Below are 19,277 nucleotides of genomic sequence, written 5' to 3' on the forward strand. Positions count from 1 at the left end.
TCTTTGGTCTGGGGACAGTACCCGGCGGCCGGATTATGCGGTGCAGCGGGGTGTAGACGTCACATGAAGGTGCGCAGGCGCTCTTTGGCCGCCTCGAGCAGGGGAGCGGAACGGCGGGTGGAGGTGTTCGTCATGACCATGACGGAGGTCGCCTTGGCGCGGACTTCGCCTTCGTTGATGAGCAGCTGCTCTAGGGCGATTGACGAATTGCCGATTTTCGTCAGGCGCGTGCGGATTTCGACTTCGCCGGGCCACAGCACTTCAGCCAGGTAGTCGATCGTGATGGTCGCAAGCACAAAGGCGTCGTCGGCACCGAAGACATCCTCCATGGACTGGATGATCTCCACGCGGCCGCACTCAAAGTAGGTCGCGTAGACGGCGTTGTTGACATGACCCTGCCTGTCGGTGTCGCCGTAGCGGATCTTTTCAATTGCACTCAGCGGGAAATCGCTGGGTTTGGGCTGTTCATTGGGCATACGGTCAGTCTGCCATGCGGGGTGGGCGCGCGGTGTCCGGGCCTGGCAGAGGTCAAGCGCACTGCGCGGCCGTTGTCTGCCGCCGTGAGTACAGTGGGGGCGTGAAGAAGTCGGACATTGTGATTATCGGCGGCGGTGCTGCAGGCAGCCAGATCGCCCAGGTCCTGTCGCGTGCTGGAAAAACCGCCGTGAGTGTTGACCCACGGGACGAACCTGTTGAACTGCCGCCCCTGACCGACGGGCTCTTCGGCGACGAGCTCACCGTCACTCCGCTGCCCGTTCCTCCGGGCACAGCACGCATCACGGCAGAAGCCGTGCGCGTCGAACAGGGTGCCGTGCACCTGGCAGACGGCCGGGTGCTGGAGGCCGAATCGATTGTCATTGCCACCGGACTGCGTCCGCGCCGCTCGCCGATTCCAGGCGGATACACCGTGGGCTCCCTTCCCGAGGCGCAAGCACTCCGTGCTGCTGTGCTTGGCACCGAGTCCGCCAACCTGAACCCAGAAGCCAGCGTCGAAGGCGGTGCTCCAAAGTCCACTGGGTCCCTCCCGCGGCTGGGTGTTCTGGGCTCGGGCTTCTTGGCCCTTGAGATCGCGCGGTCGGCAGCCGACAGGGGCGTGGAGGTGTCGCTGCACTTGCGCGGCGACCTGCCCCTGCCCGGGACCAGCCCGGAACTGGGCCGGGCTGTGCTTGCGCTCAATGAGGCTGCAGGCGTGCGCTGTGTTCCCCACGACCCGAACCCGGATGTCGCATCTGCCGATGTGTGGGCTGCCGCGGTCGGTTCCCGCCCGGTGCTCCCGGAGTGTTCGTGGCCGCTGACGTTCTCCGGTCGCCTGGCCGTGGGCGCTGACCTGCAGGTGGTGCCCGGCGTGTGGGCCGTGGGCGACTGCGCCGAACCAGTCGAGGGCCCGAACGCAGGTTTGGGCGACGGCGGTGCGGAGCCGACAGCGCTTTCCCAAGGGCTGTGGCTGGGCCGGGTACTTGCCGGTGAGGATGTCGATGCCAGGTGGCACGAGGTGCCCTCCCGCTGGAGCTTCCAGGGCACCACCCGGGTGTTCACGGCAGGGGCCTCATACAGTGCGTGCGACCCCAACCCGGTTGCGCTGGGCGATATCCGCGCAGGTCGCGGACAGCTGCTGTTCTTCAGCGGTCCCGAAGACGACAGCGTCGTGCTGCGGGTGGAGACAATCGGCCTGCCTCCGGCGCACAATGCCGCAAAGCGCCTGCTCGGGCCGGTCCTTGCAGAAGGACTTGACGCGATCGCAGAAGGCCATCAGATGCCGGGTGCGGTGACGAGGAAAGAAGCCGAAGCACCGGACTTCGACATGCGCAGACGCGTGCGCCAGCCCGCGGGGCGAATCGCCTAAAAGCCACATGAGCAAAGTTCATCTGGCCACTCGGTAGAATCTTTGTGTTCATCAACGTCAAAGGAAGAGTCGCGCGTTCATGTCTATGAGTGATTTCGCCGCTGAGCACTCACTCGAGCGGGTGGGCGCCAGGGCGCCGTTCCTCGCCTACCTGCGCGAAGTCTGGCGGCGGCGCGACTTCACAGTGACTCTGGCCCGCTATCGCATGCGCAGCGCCAATGAGCGCAACCGCCTGGGTCAGCTGTGGGTGCTTCTGCGCCCGTCGTTCTCCGCCCTCATCTACGGCCTGGTGTTCGGCTTCATCCTCGCAGGCAGCCGACCGCCGAACTTCGCCCCCTATGTCATCATCGGCGTGTTCATGCTCGAGTTCTACAACTCGTCGATGAACGGCGGAGCGAAGTCGATCATTTCGAACACGGCTCTCGTGCAGTCCCTGCCGTTCCCGCGCATGGTGCTGCCCCTGGCAAAGGTGCTCGAAGAGTTCTTCAACTTCATTCCGACCCTGCTGCTGATGGCAGTGCTCGTGATAATCGGCGGCGATCTGCCGAACCTCCAGTGGCTGCTCATGATCCCGCTGGTGGCTCTGTTTGCGATCCTCAACACCGGGGTGGCGCTCATCTTCGCCCGCCTGACGGTCCACTTTCGCGACTTGAGCCAGTTCACGCCGTTCATTTCGCGCATGATCTTCTACACCTCGGGTGTTTTCTTCAACCCTCTTGCACTTGTTGAAGACAAGCCGGTGCTCAAGGCCATCTTCGACTGGCACCCCCTGTTCGAGGTGCTGTCACTGGGCCGCGGCATCCTCATGGACGCCTATGAAATCCACTGGAACTACTGGTGGCACCTGGCGGTGTGGGCGTTTGGCCTGCTGATCATCGGCACGATCTTCTTCTGGCGAGCAGAGGAGCGCTATGGTCGAGAAAGCTGATATGGAATCCAAGCCCCGCGAAGGCGAACCGGTCGTCGTCGTCGACGACCTTCACATCACGTTCAAAACACTGGCCACGGGCAAGCGGATGACTCCCGGGCAGGCCGGTGGGCTGTTCCAGCGCAAGCGCAGCTATAAGGAAGTCCAAGCTCTCAAAGGCGTGTCCTTTGCGGCCAACGCTAATGAATCAATCGGTGTGATCGGCACGAACGGATCCGGCAAGTCGACCCTCATGCGCGCACTCACCGGTCTCATCCCGCCCACCGAGGGGGCCGTCTACGCGAGGTCCCGACCGAACCTGCTGGGCGTCGGCGCAGCGCTCATCCGCGACCTCTCCGGAGGCCAGAACATCATCCTCGGCGGCCTCGCTATGGGCATGAAGCGCGAAGAGATCGAAGAGAAGTACGACGAAATCGTCGAGTTCACCGGTCTGCAGGAGTTCATTGACATGCCGATGCGCACGTACTCCTCGGGTATGACCGCGCGGCTGAAGTTCGCGATTGCCACGGCAAAGGACTACGAAATCCTCATCGTCGACGAAGCGCTCGCGGTCGGTGACCGCCAGTTCCAGGAGAAGTCGGAAGCCCGCATCCGCGGCATCCGGGAATCGGCCGGTACAGTTTTCCTCGTCTCGCACTCAATGCGGTCGATCCGCGACACGTGCAACAGGACGATTTGGATTGAAAAGGGCGTCCTCATGGCCGACGGCGATACTGATGACGTTGTCAAAGAATACGAAGCACACAGGTGAGCTGCGTGAGCATTGACCTATCCCAGCTGTGGGAACTCGATGAGCGTCCGGGCGTGTCTTTCATCATGCCGGTGCTCAACGAAGAGAAGCGGATTGAACGCGCCGTACAGACGGTGCTGGACCAGGAGTACCTGGGGCCGAAGGAAATCGTCATCGGCTTGGGGCCGTCGACCGACAGGACGACTGAAATCGCTGAGCGCATGGCCCGCGAAGACGCGCGCGTCACGGTGGTCCACAACCCCGCGGGCGACACCCCTACAAGCCTCAACCTGTCAATTGCCGAAACTCGCTACCCGGTGATCATCCGGGTGGATGCGCACTCCGAACTGCCGCGAAACTACGCGGCACTCGGAGTTGACACGCTGCGCGAAACCGGTGCTGCCAATGTCGGCGGGCTCATGCGCGCGGTGGGGGACACCCCGTTCCAAAAAGCCGTTGCCCGCGCCTACATGTCGCCCATCGGTCTGGGCGGCCCGGCCTATCACTCCGGCGCGCAGGCCGGCCCCAGCGAATCCGCCTACCTGGGCATCTTCCGGCGTGAAGTCTTTGAGCTGCTGGGCGGTTTTGACCCCACCCTGCGCCGCGGCCAGGACTGGGAACTCAACCTGCGCATTCGCGCTGCCGGCGGGCTGGTGTGGTTCAACCCCGAACTCACCGTGACGTACTGGCCGCGCGCTGATATCCGCAGCGTTGCCCAGCAGTTCTATGCGACGGGCAAGTGGCGGGCCGAAATCGTGCGCCGCCACAGCACGCGCAACAGTCTGCGCTATTTCGCCCCACCCGTGCTGGTCGGCGGTCTTGCCGCCGCCGCGGTGGGCACAGCGCTGCAGGCTGCTGGTGCTGCCCGCCGCCTGCCGACACCGGTGCGCTGGGGAATAGGCGCAGCACAGATGGGGGCTGCCACCTATGCCGCCGCTGTTTCGGCACTGGCCGTTTCAGCCCCCGACGCCGACCGCCGGGAAAAGGCAGCCTTTGTCGCGGCTGTGCCGACAATGCACATTGCGTGGGGAACCGGCTTCATCAAAGGCATCGTCACGGGAGCCGACCACGGGGATGCCGACCGCTCCAGAACAGACACAGGCGGCACCCGGGCAGAAGAGCAGGACCGCTGATGGGCAAGAAGTTCGAGTTCGGCAAAAAGCCGGGACAGGGTTTCAATGCGCCGCTCATTGCCGGAGCGCTCGTGCTTGTGGGCATTCTGGTGGCCGTGGCGGTCTTCGTCTTCTCGCCCAAGGACCGGCTGACGGTCGACGGCCTCAACACGCCCGCGGTGGCGGCACTCGGCGGCGGTTCGGATTCTCTGCCGGCCAATTCCCGCGAAGCTCTGGAAGAGAACGCCAAGTTCGGATACCTCCCTGCGATCGATCTGGCGAAGACCGCTGACGGTGATTTGGTGCTGGCCAACGCCGACACCGCACAGGCCGACCTCAACCTGTCTCGCCCGCTGGACAAGACCGCGACAGCGAACTTCCTGTCGGCAAAGATTCCGCCGGCCAAGAGCAAAGACGACAGTGAAGAGCAGACGCGCCCAGGCACCCCGATCACATTCGACGACGCCATGAAGCGCTATGGCAAGTACCTGGTGTTCGCGCCTGGCGTCGAATCGCAGGAAGTGCTCACCGACGTCCTGGACATCACCGAAAAGCGCTCAAACCCGGATGCGCTCATTGTGCGTTCGACATCGCTGGAAGTCCTCAGTGCGGCAGAGGAAGCCGGTGCCACCGGTATGTACACAGGTGAGGTCACATCGACCACCGCCGGTGAGCTGCGGGAGGCCGGGATTTCAATGGTCGCGCTCGAAGCAGCCGAGGGCCGTTTGGACACGGACGCCTACGACAGCGCGGGAATTCGCGTGTGGGCTTCCGGCGTTGAATCACAAGACCGGCTCAAAGAGCTTGAAAAGGACGGCGTCTTCGGTGCTCTGACCACTGATCCCTTTGCCGTCCAGCCGCCCGCTGTCAAAAGCAACGAGTGAAGCGCATCCCGCGTTTCGCACCCCGCTGAAGGAGAGACATGAGTCAGCCGCTCGGCAAACCCGCACACATCGGCAACCTCGACGCATCGCAGCTGGGCCCACAGCCCACTTACCTGCCCGATGACCACCCGGATGTCGAAGCGCGCCGTCGCCTGGATGCAGGCGAAGAGCCCATTGACGTCGCCCACGACCTTCCGGCCTCCTGCCTGGCCTGGGCCGAACTGGCCGACGAAGCCTTCTCCGAGGGCCGCCTAGTGGACTCCTACGCCTATGCCCGCGTGGGCTACCACCGCGGTCTCGACGCGCTGCGCCAGGCCGGATGGCGCGGCGTGGGCCCGATCCCGTACTCCCACGAGGTCAACCGCGGCTTCCTGCGGGCCCTGTACAACCTGGGGCGCGCTGCCGCCGGCATCGGCGAAGCCGAAGAAGCCCATCGGATCGAGAAGTTCCTCCGCGACTCCGACCCGGAGGCCATTGACCGCATCGGCTCCGGCAGCTGACGAGGCGCCGGGCGGCTCACGCGCAGGCTGCGTCACCGCAGTGCCCCGCATCACATTCGGCCGCATCGGCTAAACTGGTGCCGCAACGGCGGTCATCCGCCTTTTTGTATGCGCTGTCAGCGCGTGAAGAAGTCAACGTGAGGTGACGAATGCCTGCAATCGTGGTCGTCGGTGCCCAGTGGGGCGACGAAGGCAAGGGCAAGACAACAGACATCCTGGGAACCCAGGTCGACTATGTCGTCAAGCCCAACGGCGGCAACAACGCCGGGCACACGGTGGTTGTCGGCGGTGAAAAGTACGAACTCAAGCTGCTGCCGGCTGGCATTCTGTCGCCGAATGTTGTGCCCGTGATCGGCAACGGCGTCGTTGTGAACCTCGAAGCGCTCTTCTCCGAAATCGACGGTCTGGAAGCCCGCGGTGCTGATACGTCGAAGCTTAAGATCTCGGCCAACGCCCACCTTGTCGCGCCGTTCCACCAGACGCTGGACAAGGTCACCGAACGGTTCCTGGGCAAGCGCGCGATCGGCACCACCGGTCGCGGCATCGGCCCCACTTACATGGACAAGACGGCGCGCTTGGGCATCCGCGTGCAGGACCTGTTCGACGAATCGATTCTCAGGCAGAAGATCGAAGGCTCGCTGCGCCAGAAGAACGAACTTCTGGTCAAGGTGTACAACCGCCGCGATGTCACGGTTGACGAAATCATGGAGTACTTCGCGCAGTACCGCGACCGCATTGCGCCCATGGTCACCGAAGCCGAACTGCTGCTGAACAAGGCTCTCGATGACGGCAAAGTCGTCGTCATGGAGGGCGGCCAGGCGACCATGCTCGATGTTGACCACGGAACCTACCCGTTCGTCACGTCCTCGAACCCCACAGCCGGCGGTGCCTGTGTTGGATCCGGCATCGGGCCCACCCGCATCAACCGCGTGGTCGGCATTGTGAAGGCCTACACCACCCGCGTGGGTGCAGGTCCGTTCCCTACGGAGCTGTTTGACGACATGGGCGAATACCTGCAGAAGCAGGGTGGGGAATTCGGCGTGAACACCGGCAGGCCGCGTCGCTGCGGCTGGTTTGACTCGGTCATCGCCCGCTATGCAAGCCGCGTCAACGGCTTCACCGACTACGTGCTGACCAAACTCGACGTGCTCGATGATCTGGACGAAATCCCGGTGTGCGTGGCCTATGAGGTCGACGGTGAGCGCTTTGACGAAATGCCGATGTCGCAGTCGGACTTCCACCACGCCAAGCCGATCTACGAAACGTTCCCCGGCTGGAAGGAAGACATCTCCGGTTGCCGGACTTTTGAGGATCTGCCGAAGAACGCGCAGGACTACGTGCTGGCTCTCGAACGGATGTCCGGCTGCCGGATTTCGGTCATCGGTGTCGGTCCCGACCGCGAACAGTCGATCGTCCGCCACGACCTGCTGGACTGATCCGCCGGACCGTTCTTCTGGCGGATGGAAGACGGCTAACCTTGTGCCATGCACCAAACTCCGCAGATTCCCGAACCCGCCCAGAAGGTTCCCCACGAGCGCACATTCCACGGCGACACTTTTGTCGACAACTACGAGTGGATGCGCGACAAGGACAGTCCGCAGGTTCGCGACTACCTGGACCGCGAAAACGCGTACACGGATGCCCGTACGGCGCATCTGAGTGATCTGCGCGAGCAGATTTTCGAAGAGATTCGCTCTCGCACAAAGGAAACCGACCTGTCGGTTCCGGCTCGCCGCGGCGGCTATTGGTACTTCACCCGCACCTCTGAGGGCAAGAACTACCCGGCGTACTGCCGTGTTCCGGTCAGTGATGTTGGGGCCGGTGAACCCGGCGCGGCAGGCGGCGGCGAGGCCTGGACTCCGCCGAAGATCGAACCCGGAGTGGCGCTGGCCGGTGAAGAACAGCTCATCGACTTCAATGTCGAAGCAGGTGACAGCAGTTTCTTCGCAGTCGGCTCCCTCGACGTTTCCCCCGACGGCAGGCTGCTCGTCTACGCCGTCGACAGGGTCGGCGATGAGCGCTTCACCCTGCGCATCCGCAATCTGGAAACCGGCGAAGACCTGCCCGACGAAATCCCCGGCATCTTCTACGGCGCCTGCTTCGATGGCACCGGCACCCACGTCTACTACACGACCGTTGACGATTCCTGGCGCCCCGACACCGTGTGGCGGCACACCCTGGGAGACTCAACTGACGCCGACGTAGTTGTGTTCCGAGAAGACGACGAAAGGTTCTTCGTCGGCGCTGAGCTTAGCCGCACCGGTAACTACCTGTTCATCTCAACCGAAGCGAAGACCACCTCGGGCACCTGGTTCATTCCGACCTCAGACCCGACAGCCGAACCGCAGCCGGTGTGGCCGCGAGAACAGGACGTGGACTATTCGGTCGAACACGCCGTAATTGACGGTGAGGACCGCTTCCTCATCGTCCACAACCGCGACAGAGCCGATTTCGACATCGCCGATGTTCCGGCAGCTGATCCGACAGCACAGCCGTCCCAAGTGCTGCGTGATGTGGGCGGCATGCGCATTGAGGAAGTCCAGGCGTTCAGCGGTCTTATTGCCGTGGGCTACCGGCGCGCGGGCTTCGCCCGGGTCGGCCTCATCGACCTGAGCGCACCGGCCGAAGACGGTGTTCGGCCCATGACGGAAGTTGATTCGGGTGAGGACGCGGGCTACCGCTTCATCGCAGCTGACAACCACTCCTTTGACCAGCCGCACGTGCGGGTCACCATGGGTTCGCTCGTGCGCCCGCACACGGTTGCCGACTGCACTCCGGACAGCAAGCAGGTTCGCAAGGTGACAGAGGTTCCCGGTGTTGACCTCGCCGCATATTCGCAGACCCTGGAGTGGGCGACGGCTGCGGACGGGACACAGATTCCGGTGAGCCTCGTATGGCGCACCGACGCGGTTGACCGCAGCAGCCCGGCACCGCTGAACCTGTATGGCTACGGCAGCTATGAGGCTTCCATGGACCCGGCGTTCTCAGCGGTCCGCCTGAGCCTGCTGGATCGCGGCGTCGTATTTGCAATCGCCCACATTCGCGGCGGCGGTGAAATGGGACGCCACTGGTACGAGCAGGGCCGCATGGAGTTCAAGAAGAACACCTTCACCGACTTCATTGACGTGGCCGACCACCTGATCAGCACCGGATGGACATCACCGGAGCGCATGGTTGCCCGCGGCGGTTCTGCCGGGGGACTGCTCATGGGGGCGGTGGCGAACATGGCCCCGGATCGCTTCGCCGGGGTCATCGCGGATGTTCCCTTCGTCGATTCGCTTACCTCGATGCTCATGCCGGAACTGCCGCTGACCGTTATCGAATGGGAAGAGTGGGGCGACCCGCTGCACTCGAAGGAGTTCTACGAGTACATGCGCAGCTACGCGCCGTATGAGAACGTCACACAGCAGCAGTATCCGCCGATTCTCGCGATCACCTCACTCAACGACACCCGGGTTCTGTACGTCGAACCGGCTAAGTGGACTGCCCGTCTGCGCGAAGTCGGTGCGGACGTCATCCTCAAAACCGATATGGCCTCCGGTCACGGCGGGGCCTCCGGACGCTATGACGCGTGGCGCGAAGCAGCGTTCTGGACCGCCTGGATGCTCGACCGCCTGGGCCTGGCTGAAAGCGGTGAACAATGAGCCCGGGGCTGATCACAGCGGCGGTTTTCACACTGCTGGGCATCGGCCTGGCCGCGGTTCTGTGGGTGCCGACACGTGCGGCGGCCGCCGGCCGCCTGGGCCCCAATGACCGCTGGGGCATTCGCATGGGCGCCACCCGCCGGTCACCAGAAGTGTGGCAGCGCGCCCACCGGGCTGCGTTCATCTACATTGCCGCAGCCCCCTGGATCGCCGGGATTGCGCTGCTGGGCACGATTGTCCTGGCCGTGTGGGTCAGCGAAGGCGGGGCAATCATGATGTCTCTGCTGGGCCTGTGCGGGCAGATCTTCATCGGCATCTTCGGCACGGTCTTCGCCGTCATCGCCTCCCGCGACAAACGGTAGGCCGCCGGTTCGAAGAACCGGTGCCCGCGGGTGAGGGGCGGTTAGGGAAAAGGCAAGCGGCGCCTCGTCAGATGAATGACGAGGCGCCGCTTGGCTGCGTGCCGATGTTTGGTGAGCGCAGCTGATTTGGGTCAGCTGCCCAGGCGCTTGGAGGCGATTTCAGCGCCCTGTGCGAGGCTTTCGAGTTTCGCCCAGGCGATCTCGGGGTGGATGCGCCCACCCAGACCGCAGTCGGTGGATGCGACGACGTTCTCCGGGCCTACCAGGCGGGCAAAGCGCTCAATGCGGTCTGCGACCAGCTGCGGGTGTTCCACGATGTTCGTCGAGTGCGACACGATGCCGGGAATGATGTACTTGCCGTCGGGCAGTTTAGTGTCTTCCCAGATGCGCCATTCGTGTTCGTGGCGGACGTTCGCAGCCTCGAAGGTAATGCCTGCGGCGTTGATGCTCAGCACGTCGTCGATGATTTCCTCAAACGGAAGGTCGGTCACGTGGGGGCCGTGCCAGGAGCCCCAACAGGTGTGGAAGCGCACCTGCTGCGGGTCGATGCCGCGCAGAGCGTGGTTGAGCGCTTCGATGCGCGGGCGCGTGAACTCGCGGTACTCTTCGAAGCTGGGTGCGGGGTTGATCTGGTCCCAGTTCTCAGCGATGGAAGGGTCGTCGATCTGGATGATGAAACCGGCTTCGGCAATCGCCAGGTACTCTTCGCGGAAGACATCGGCCATGGCCCAGATGAACTCTTCGTCGCTGTCGTAGTAGCCGTTCTGGATGCGTGCTGCGGAACTCGGGCCCAGTGAGTTGATGTAGGCGGTCGACAGGTCGATTCCGGCTGCCTCGCAGGCCTGTTTGAGGTTCTGGATGTCACGCTGGATGAGCTCCTGGCCGACGTAGCGCACCGGCTCTACGGCCACTGGGAACTGCTGCTGCTGGCCGGTGTCAGCGCCAGAAGCTTCCGCGTCGCCGTACACGCCGGGGAACAGGTGGCGGTCACGGCGGTCGGGGAAGCTGGTCAGCACGACCTTGCCCGGTTCGGAACGCACCGGGGGAGCGTTGTGGAAGTGCACTTCCTGCAGCTCCAAGCCCGAAGTGCGTTCAAAGGAGTAGTGCCACCAGGCGCCGTAGTCCCTTTCGGCGGCCATTGCGTGGCCGTATTCGCCGTCGTTGACTTCGGTGATGCCGATGTCGTTTTGGCGCTTGACGATGTCAACCACGGAATCGGTCAGCAGCTGGCCGAATTCTTCCTTGTCGATGCTGTCGTCAAAGCGTGCGGCGTTGGCGGCAATGAGCTTGTCGGTGCGCGGCAGCGAGCCGGCGTGGGAAACGCGAATGGTCATGGTGCTCCTTCCTTGAAGAAATTTTTTTCATCATATGAACGGGCGAACATGCGTGCTGGGGCGTTGACGCATTTTGGAACATTCGCGTAACACAAGCGGCGCCCCGCCAGAAAATGACGAGGCGCCGCTTGGCTGGATTGGCTGTGCTCAGCTGAGCACGGCTTGTGTCAGTCAGCCACGTAGTACAGGCGCTTGTTGACGAATTCGTCCATGCCGACCGGTCCGAGTTCACGGCCGTAGCCGGAGCGCTTCACACCGCCGAACGGCAGGTGTTCTCCACCGGCCTTGGGGATGTTGACCGAAGCCATGCCGACTTCCAGCCGGTTAGAGACCTTCTGGGCGCGTTCGACGTCTTCGCTGAATACTGTGCCGCCCAGGCCGAACTGGGTGTTGTTGGCAAGTTCCAGGGCCTCTTCGTCAGATGAAACCGGGTAGGCCACGAGCACCGGACCGAAGAACTCTTCGTAGTAGATGTCCGAACCCACCGGGATGTCGGTGATGACAGTGGGCGACACATAGGCGCCCTCGTCGGAGATCTGCCCGCCGGTGCGGATGGTGGCGCCTGCGTCTTTGGCCCGGAGAATCTGGTCGTAGAGGTTCTCCGCTGCCGCACGCGAAGACAGCGGCATGTAGACGCTCGGGTCTTCGCTCGTGTAGTCGCCGGGGGTGGCCTCAGATGCCAGGCGGACCAGTTCGTCGACGAACTCTTCGTACATGTCGTCCATGACGATGATCCGCTTGTTGGAGTTGCACGCCTGGCCGGTGTTGAACAGGCGAGTCTTGTAGGCAAGCTGAGCCGAGGCCTTGACGTCGGAGGAGTCCAGCACGATGTACGGGTCAGAACCGCCGAGTTCGAGCACGGCCTTCTTCAGGGCCTTGCCCGCCTGCGCCGAAATTGCGGCACCGGCGCGTTCGGAGCCGGTCAGCGATACACCGGCGATGCGGTCGTCGGCAATGACCTTCGAAATCTGGTCGTGCTTGGCGTAGATGTTCTGGAATACGCCTTCGGGCACGCCTGCTTCCAGCATGATCTCTTCCATCACACCGGCAGACTTTGCGCAGATTTCGGCGTGCTTGAGCACAATCGCGTTGCCGAGCATGAGGTTAGGCGCTGCGAAGCGGGCCACCTGGTAGTACGGGAAGTTCCACGGCATGATGCCCAGAATGGTGCCGACCGGCCGGTGCTGCATAACAGCCTTGCCGCCGGGTGCATCCAGTGGGACATCCTTGGTGAATTCTGCAGCGTTGTCGGCGTAGTAGCGGTAGATGCGGCTGCAGAACTGGGCTTCGCCAACGGCCTCCGAACGGCGCTTGCCCATTTCGACGCCGATGATGTCGGCGAGTTCTTCGGCGCGCTCATCGTAGAGGTCGGCAACCCGGCTGACGATCTTCGACCGTTCGCTCATGTCGAGCTCAGCCCATGCGCGCTGGGCTTTTTCTGCTTTGGCGAGAACCGCTTCGAGTTCGTCGTCGGTGATGGCGGGGAACGTTTCGACGGTCGCGCCCGTAGCGGGGTTGACGACCTTGTAGTCCATGCTCATTCAGTCCTCCTTGGTGTAGAACAGGCGCTTGTTGACGAATTCGTCCATGCCCACGGGGCCGAGCTCACGTCCGTAGCCGGAGTTCTTCACACCGCCGAAGGGCAGAGCGGCCGAATCGGTGTCGTAGGAGTTGACCTTGGCCATGCCCACGTGCAGGCGGCTGCCCAGCGCTTCGGCCCGCGCGGTGTCGGTGCTGAACACGGTGCCGCCGAGCCCGAAGCGAGAATCATTGGCAAGTTCCAGGGCCTCTTCGTCAGAGCTGACGCGGTACACAACGAGCACCGGGCCGAACAGCTCTTCGTAGTAGACATCTGAGCCCACCGGAACGTCCGTTACGACGGCGGGGCTGAAGTGGGCGCCGGGGCCGTCGGCGAGTTCGCCGCCGGTGCGGATGGTGGCTCCGGCCTCCTTCAGCTGCTCCATCTGCTTTGCGAGGTTTTCGGCCGCGCGGCGCGAGGACAGCGGTTGGTAGACCGTGGGATCGTCGCTCGTGTAGTCGCCGGGCTTCATGTCTGCGGCCAGGCGGACCAGTTCGTCGACGAATTCTTCGTAGACGTCGTCCATGACGATCAGGCGCTTATTGGAGTCACACGCCTGGCCCGTGTTGTACATACGGGTGGCGAAGGCGTCCTGCGCTGCCTTCTTGACGTCCTCGGTGTCGAGGATGACGTACGGGTCGGAACCGCCGAGTTCGAGCACGGCCTTCTTCAGAGCCTTGCCCGCCTGCTCCGACACAATGGCGCCGGCGCGTTCCGAACCGGTCAGCGATACACCGGCAATGCGGCTATCGGCAATGACTTCGGCAATCTGGTCGTGAGATGCCCGGACGTTGGTGTACACGCCCTCGGGCAGACCGGCCTCGCGGAAGATGTCTTCGATGACCTGCGCGGATTCGGGGCAGATCTCGGCGTGCTTGAGCACAATGCCGTTGCCCAGCACCAGGTTCGGTGCAGCGAAGCGGGCCACCTGGTAGTACGGGAAGTTCCACGGCATAATGCCCAGCAGAACCCCAATGGGCCGACTCTGCAGCACAGCGGTGCCGCCGGGGGTGTCGAGCTTCTTGTCCGCTGAGAACTCTGCGCCGTTGTCCGCGTAGTAGTTGAGGATTTCAGCGGAGAACTGGGCTTCTTCTGCGCCTTCTGAGTGGCGCTTGCCCATTTCCTTTCCGATGATGTGGCCGAGTTCGTCAGCGCGTTCGTCGAACAGCTGGGCGGCTTTCTTCACAATGGCTGCGCGTTCTTCTATGGGACGCGCAGCCCACTGCCTTTGGGCTTCGACCGCTGTGTCGAGCGCCTGGCTCAGCTGGGCGTCGGAGATGGTGTCGTATTCGGCTGTGACCTGGCCGTCGGCCGGGTTTGTCACCGCGTAGTTCGAGCTCATGGACCCTCCTTAGTCGTCTGAGTTCTCTCATGGTCAACACTATCGGCACCCTCGGACATTCCATCCGGCCTCCCCGCCGAACCCCAGCCGCGCCCACCGCCCTTCCCGGCGCACAGACAACGAGGTGCCGCTCACCTGTCAGGTGAGCGGCACCTCGTAAGTTGGCTTACGGTCAGCCGAAGTGCTTCAGCATGGTGCCCTTGGAGGTTTCCAGGAGCTCCTGCAGGCCGATGGTGAACTGGTCGACCACTTCGAGGCTCGCCCGGTTGTCTTCTCCAGCATCAGTCATGCCGATGCGCACGTGCGGGAAGTTCCGGGCGGTGCACATATCGGTGAAGCGCACTTCTTCCGAACGCGGCACGGCGACGATTGCACGCGCTGCGGTTTCGGAGAACAGCGCGGTGAACAGGTCCACGCCGTCGCGCTTGATGACTTCGTCCAGCCAGATGCGCGCACCCATGCCGAAGCGCATGACCGCTTCGGCCACGGCAATCGCCAGGCCGCCCTCGGAGAGGTCGTGCGCGGTGTCGATCATGCCGTCACGGCTGGCGTTGATGAGGATTTCGCCGAGTTCGCGTTCAGCTTCGGGCTTGAACTTAGGCGGCAGACCGCCCAGGTGGCCGTGGGCGACATCCGCCCAGGCTGAACCGCCGAAGTCCTCCTCTGTTTCGCCCAGCAGGTAGATGGCGTGGCCAGCACCCGTGAAGCCCGACGGGGTGGCGCGGGTGACATCGTCGAAAACGCCCATGACCCCGACCACGGGGGTGGGCAGAATCGCGGTGTCGCCGGTCTGGTTGTACAGCGACACATTGCCGCCGGTGACGGGAACGCCGAGAGCCTGGCAGCCCTGGGCGAGACCTTCGATTGCGGTGGCCAGCTGCCACATGATTGCGGGGTCTTCCGGCGAACCGAAGTTGAGGCAGTCGGTCACGGCCATCGGACGAGCGCCGGTGGTGGCGACGTTGCGGTAGGCCTCGGCCAGTGCCAGCTGGGCGCCGGTTGCCGGGTCCAGGTAGGTGTAGCGGCCGTTGGCGTCGGTCGCCAGTGCAATGCCCAGGCCCGTTTCCTCGTCGACGCGGATAACACCGGCGTCGTCGGGGAAAGCCAGAGCGGTGTTGCCCTGCACGTAGCGGTCGTACTGGTTGGTGACCCATTCCTTCGAGCACAGGTTGGGTGAGGCCATAAGCTCCAGCAGGGTCTGGCGCAGCTCATCGCCGGTTTCTGGACGCGCCAGTCCTGCGGCGTCGACCGTGTTGGCCTGCGTTTCGGCCTGCCAGGACGGTTCGCTGTAGGGGCGTTCATAGACCGGGCCGTCGTGGGCGACCGAACGCGGCGGAACATCGACAATGACATCGCCGTGCCATTCGATGACCAGGCGTCCGCTGTCGGTGACTTCTCCAAGCACCGAGGTTTCGACTTCCCACTTGTTCACGATCGCCATGAAGTTGTCGAGCTTGTCCGGCCGCACAACGGCCATCATGCGCTCCTGAGATTCCGACATGAGGATCTCTTCGGGAGTCAGGGTGGGGTCGCGCAGCAGGACGTCGTCCAGGGCGATGTGCATGCCGCCGTCGCCGTTGGAGGCCAGTTCCGAGGTCGCGCAGGAAATACCGGCCGCGCCGAGGTCCTGAATGCCCTCCACGGTGTCGGCTGCAAACAGCTCCAAGCAGCACTCGATGAGCACCTTTTCGCTGAACGGGTCGCCCACCTGCACGGCGGGGCGCTTGGATTCAGAGCCCTCTTCGAAGCTTTCGGAAGACAGGATGGAGGCGCCGCCGATGCCGTCGCCGCCGGTGCGCGCACCGAACAGAACAACCTTGTTGCCCGCACCGGAGGCGTTCGCCAGGTGGATGTCATCGTGCTTCATGATTCCGACGGCCAGCGCGTTGACCAGCGGATTGCCCTGGTAGGCGGGGTCGAAAACGGTTTCGCCGCCGATGTTCGGCAGGCCGAGCGAATTGGCGTAGCCGCCGATGCCTGCAACAGCTCCGTGGCACACGCGGGCGGTGTCCGGGTGGTCGATCGCGCCGAAGCGCAGCTGGTCCATGACGGCAACCGGGCGCGCACCCATCGAGATGATGTCGCGGACAATGCCGCCGACACCCGTGGCGGCACCCTGGTAGGGCTCGACCATGGTCGGCGAATTGTGGGATTCGACTTTGAAGGTGACAGCCCAGTCCTGCCCGATGTCGACAACACCGGCGTTTTCGCCGATCGGCACGAGCATGTGCTTTTTCATGTCTTCGGTTAGGTATTCGCCGAACTTGCGCAGGTGCATCTTGGAGGACTTATAGGAGCAGTGCTCGGACCACATGACGGAGTACATGGCCAGCTCTGCCGAGGTGGGACGGCGCCCGAGGACTTCGCGGATCGCGTCGTACTCGTTTTCCTTCAGGCCGAGTGACGCCCAGTCCTGTTCGACATCCGGGTTGGCGGCCGCGTATTCGACGGTCTCCTTGACCTTTTTGTCGGCGGAGGGGTTCGTGGATGACATGCCTGTCGACGTCCTCTCGTTGGTGCGCTGCTTGCGCGGATCCGGGTGCGCGGGATGACGGGGATTGACGTGGTCATCCTACCGCGCGGGTGCCCGTCTGCGGCATGTGGCTGACGGTCGCCTAACCGGGCTGCTGCCCCAGATGACGAGGTGCCGCTCAGCTGATCGGCCGGACTGTCAGGGACTGTGTGACGACGGCAAACGGGCCGTAGGCGTCATGCCACACAGTGTGGGTTAAGCCGATGCCGCTGGGTCCGAAGCTGACGCTGACGTCCCCGGCCTGCCAAGGCAACCCGACAGGCTCCTGGGGGACCGGCTGCGGTTTGATTCCCGGTACGGGGGCGTGGGGTTTGCGGATGTACGTGACGGTCAGTTCGACATTGGGATACGCGACCTTCCGCGGATCTTCGCGGACTGACATGCCGTTGGCGGTATCGAATAGTGCGGCGGATTTGGCGAACTGTGAGGTTGGTTCATCGGCGAGATCGGCTGTGGACGCCAGCCAGAAGTGCGCACGCCCCGGCTCGAACTGGTGCCGGTAAGCCCGCAGAGTGGCAATGTAGTCACCCGGCCACACGCTCGAACCGGAAAAGCACTCCATGTCCGCAAGCGGGGTGAGCTCCGGAAAAGGCGAGGCGGCAAGAGGAGCGGTCTCCGCCTCGAGAGTCAGCCAGGCGCGAGCCCGCACAATGACCCGCCCGTCATAGGTGAGCAGCACCTCGACCAGTTCGATGGTCCGGCCCGGCCGCAGCACCTCGACGCTGTAGTCAAAGGCTGCAATCGGCACCACGCCGTAGATGTCGAAGCTGATCCGCGAAATCTGCAGGTGCTCCTGCCCGCGAGCCTGCGCGCCAGATTCGATGATGTGGGTGATGAGCCCCAGAGCAGGGGAAATGTGCTGCTCTTTCGGGTTCCACGCTCCCGAGGTGTGCTGTGTGGCCGTGAAGCTGTGCGCGCCGCCTCGCTTGAAGAAAACGTCCATACGCGCATTGTGGCACAGGTCTCATACGGCTCTCATGCGACGAAACAGCTGACGGGAACCGGTGCGTCCAGCCTCTGGAGAGCGGGGCCGCGGGCAGTGACCGGCGCCTAGACAGTTGGGGTGCTCAATACAATTGAGACTATGTCGGTGCAGAAAATCGTCCTCTTCTACGTATTCACCCCTCTTGCTGACCCGGAAGCCGTGCGCCTGTGGCAGCACGCGCTCGCCGAAGGGTGCGGGCTGAAAGGCCGCGTCATCATCTCCAAAGACGGGATCAACGCAACGCTCGGCGGGGACATCGACGACGTCAAAAAGTACGTGCGCATCACCAAGAGCTACGAACCGTTCAAAAAGGCCGACATCAAATGGTCAACCGGCCACGGTGACGACTTCCCGCGCCTGTCGGTCAAAGTCCGGCCCGAGCTTGTCACCTTCACTGCGCCGGATGAAATCAAGGTCGATGCCGACGGTGTGATCGGCGGGGGAGAGCACCTCAAACCGGGTGCCCTGCACAAGCTCGTGGACGAACGCGGTGACGACGTCGTGTTCTTTGACGGGCGCAACGCAATGGAAGCCGAGATTGGGCGCTTCCAAGGGGCGATCGTGCCGGACGTGGAAACCACGCGGGACTTCATTGACGAAATCGAATCCGGCAAGTATGACGAATATAAGGACCGCCCGGTGGTGACCTACTGCACCGGCGGCATCCGCTGCGAAGTGCTGTCGGTGCTCATGAAGAACCGCGGCTTCAACGAGGTCTATCAGCTGGACGGCGGGATTGTCCGCTACGGCGAAACCTACGGCAATTCAGGCCTGTGGGACGGTTCGCTGTACGTGTTCGACAAGCGCATGCACATGGAGTTCGGCTCCGGTGCGGAGTCTCTGGGCTCGTGCTTGGAATGCGGCAAACGCACCCCGAAGTTCGTCAACTGCGCCAACGAAAGCTGCCGCCAGCAGTTCCTGCGCTGTGAAGACTGCACGCGTGCGGGTCTGCACCCCACGTGCGGCAGCTGCGTGTCAGTCGGCATGTGAGGGGCGGGGCGGCTGAGCTTGCCGTGCGGCTGCTGAGCTTGCCGTGTAGTCGGCGGCGCTGTTGGGCACTGCGCTTCAGCCCTCCCGCAGCTGGACCTTGCTGATTTTGCCCGTTGATGTTTTGGGCAGTTCAGCCACGTAGCGGTATTCGCGCGGAACTTTGAAACCGGCAAGGCGGGCTCGCAGGTGTGCTGTGAGCACATCGTCCTCAAGCTCTGCGCCTTCGCGGGTGACGACGTAGGCGCGCGGGCGTTCGCCCCACTTGGGGTCGGGCACTCCGACAACGGCGGCTTCGGCCACCAGCGGGTGCGCGCCCAGGGCGTGCTCGACTTCGATGGTCGAAATGTTCTCGCCGCCGGAGATGATGATGTCCTTTGCGCGGTCCTTCAGTTCGACGTAGCCGTCTGCGTGCATAACGCCGAGGTCCCCGGTGTGCAGCCAGCCACCTGCAAAGGCCTTCGCGGTGGCTTCGGGGTTGCGGTAGTAGCCGGCCATGACGGTGTTGCCGCGC

General features: G+C 63.5%; 16 protein-coding genes and 1 pseudogene. 10 read left to right on the top strand and 7 right to left on the bottom strand.

Annotated features, from left to right (window positions below):
• Positions 1-59 precede the first annotated feature (59 nt).
• Complete coding sequence (locus tag HMPREF3162_RS07725; protein ID WP_070777518.1) at positions 60-476, bottom strand: acyl-CoA thioesterase; 417 nt, start codon at positions 474-476, stop codon at positions 60-62.
• Positions 477-577: 101 nt separating this feature from the next.
• Here HMPREF3162_RS07725 and HMPREF3162_RS07730 point away from each other — a divergent pair, with 101 nt between their 5' ends.
• From HMPREF3162_RS07730 to HMPREF3162_RS07770, 9 genes are all read left to right on the top strand, one after another.
• Positions 578-1,843, top strand: coding sequence for an FAD-dependent oxidoreductase (locus tag HMPREF3162_RS07730; RefSeq protein ID WP_070777519.1), 1,266 nt, complete (start codon positions 578-580; stop codon positions 1,841-1,843).
• 79 nt (positions 1,844-1,922) lie between these two features.
• A complete protein-coding gene (locus HMPREF3162_RS07735) occupies positions 1,923-2,771 on the top strand; it encodes an ABC transporter permease (protein WP_070575141.1) in 849 nt (282 codons plus the stop codon).
• Positions 2,755-3,522, top strand: a complete 768-nt coding sequence (locus HMPREF3162_RS07740; RefSeq protein ID WP_070575139.1) for an ABC transporter ATP-binding protein — start codon at positions 2,755-2,757, stop codon at positions 3,520-3,522. Before HMPREF3162_RS07735 ends, HMPREF3162_RS07740 begins: the two co-directional genes overlap by 17 nt.
• 5 nt (positions 3,523-3,527) lie before the next feature.
• Positions 3,528-4,634 carry a glycosyltransferase family 2 protein gene (locus HMPREF3162_RS07745; RefSeq protein WP_070777520.1) on the top strand — a complete coding sequence of 369 codons (1,107 nt, stop codon included), beginning with the start codon at positions 3,528-3,530 and terminating at the stop codon, positions 4,632-4,634.
• A complete protein-coding gene (locus HMPREF3162_RS07750) occupies positions 4,634-5,497 on the top strand; it encodes a hypothetical protein (protein ID WP_070777521.1) in 864 nt (287 codons plus the stop codon). Before HMPREF3162_RS07745 ends, HMPREF3162_RS07750 begins: the two co-directional genes overlap by 1 nt.
• A gap of 38 nt (positions 5,498-5,535) precedes the next feature.
• Entirely contained in the window at positions 5,536-5,997 is a 462-nt protein-coding gene (locus HMPREF3162_RS07755; RefSeq protein WP_083304184.1) for a DUF3151 domain-containing protein, read from the top strand.
• 149 nt (positions 5,998-6,146) lie between these two features.
• The gene (locus HMPREF3162_RS07760) at positions 6,147-7,433 is read left to right on the top strand and encodes an adenylosuccinate synthase (protein ID WP_070777522.1); all 1,287 of its coding nucleotides are present in this window, start codon (positions 6,147-6,149) and stop codon (positions 7,431-7,433) included.
• A 48-nt stretch (positions 7,434-7,481) separates the two neighbouring features.
• Complete coding sequence (locus tag HMPREF3162_RS07765) at positions 7,482-9,641, top strand: S9 family peptidase (RefSeq protein ID WP_070777523.1); 2,160 nt, start codon at positions 7,482-7,484, stop codon at positions 9,639-9,641.
• A complete protein-coding gene (locus HMPREF3162_RS07770) occupies positions 9,638-10,003 on the top strand; it encodes an SdpI family protein (protein ID WP_070575130.1) in 366 nt (121 codons plus the stop codon). Before HMPREF3162_RS07765 ends, HMPREF3162_RS07770 begins: the two co-directional genes overlap by 4 nt.
• Before the next feature lie 131 nt (positions 10,004-10,134).
• Here HMPREF3162_RS07770 and HMPREF3162_RS07775 read toward each other — a convergent pair whose 3' ends face one another.
• The 5 genes from HMPREF3162_RS07775 to HMPREF3162_RS07795 form a co-directional block, all read right to left on the bottom strand.
• On the bottom strand, positions 10,135-11,337 hold the full coding sequence (locus HMPREF3162_RS07775; protein WP_070777524.1) for a cobalamin-independent methionine synthase II family protein: 1,203 nt from the start codon (positions 11,335-11,337) through the stop codon (positions 10,135-10,137).
• Between the two features lie 167 nt (positions 11,338-11,504).
• Positions 11,505-12,878 carry an NAD-dependent succinate-semialdehyde dehydrogenase gene (locus HMPREF3162_RS07780; protein WP_070777525.1) on the bottom strand — a complete coding sequence of 458 codons (1,374 nt, stop codon included), beginning with the start codon at positions 12,876-12,878 and terminating at the stop codon, positions 11,505-11,507.
• A complete protein-coding gene (locus tag HMPREF3162_RS07785) occupies positions 12,879-14,258 on the bottom strand; it encodes an NAD-dependent succinate-semialdehyde dehydrogenase (protein WP_070575121.1) in 1,380 nt (459 codons plus the stop codon).
• A 172-nt stretch (positions 14,259-14,430) separates the two neighbouring features.
• Entirely contained in the window at positions 14,431-16,752 is a 2,322-nt protein-coding gene (gene purL / locus HMPREF3162_RS07790; protein ID WP_070777526.1) for a phosphoribosylformylglycinamidine synthase subunit PurL, read from the bottom strand.
• A gap of 157 nt (positions 16,753-16,909) precedes the next feature.
• Positions 16,910-17,734, bottom strand: a complete 825-nt coding sequence (locus HMPREF3162_RS07795) for an acyl-CoA thioesterase domain-containing protein (protein WP_070777527.1) — start codon at positions 17,732-17,734, stop codon at positions 16,910-16,912.
• Positions 17,735-17,875: 141 nt separating this feature from the next.
• Here HMPREF3162_RS07795 and HMPREF3162_RS07800 point away from each other — a divergent pair, with 141 nt between their 5' ends.
• Positions 17,876-18,766: an oxygen-dependent tRNA uridine(34) hydroxylase TrhO gene (locus HMPREF3162_RS07800; RefSeq protein WP_070777528.1), complete on the top strand. Its 891-nt coding sequence runs from the start codon at positions 17,876-17,878 to the stop codon at positions 18,764-18,766.
• A 75-nt stretch (positions 18,767-18,841) separates the two neighbouring features.
• Here the strand turns inward: HMPREF3162_RS07800 and HMPREF3162_RS12035 are convergent.
• Positions 18,842-19,277, bottom strand: a pseudogene (locus tag HMPREF3162_RS12035) (AMP-binding protein); the annotation flags it as partial.

This window comes from Brevibacterium sp. HMSC07C04 (genome assembly GCF_001815905.1).
Lineage (GTDB): Bacteria > Actinomycetota > Actinomycetes > Actinomycetales > Brevibacteriaceae > Brevibacterium.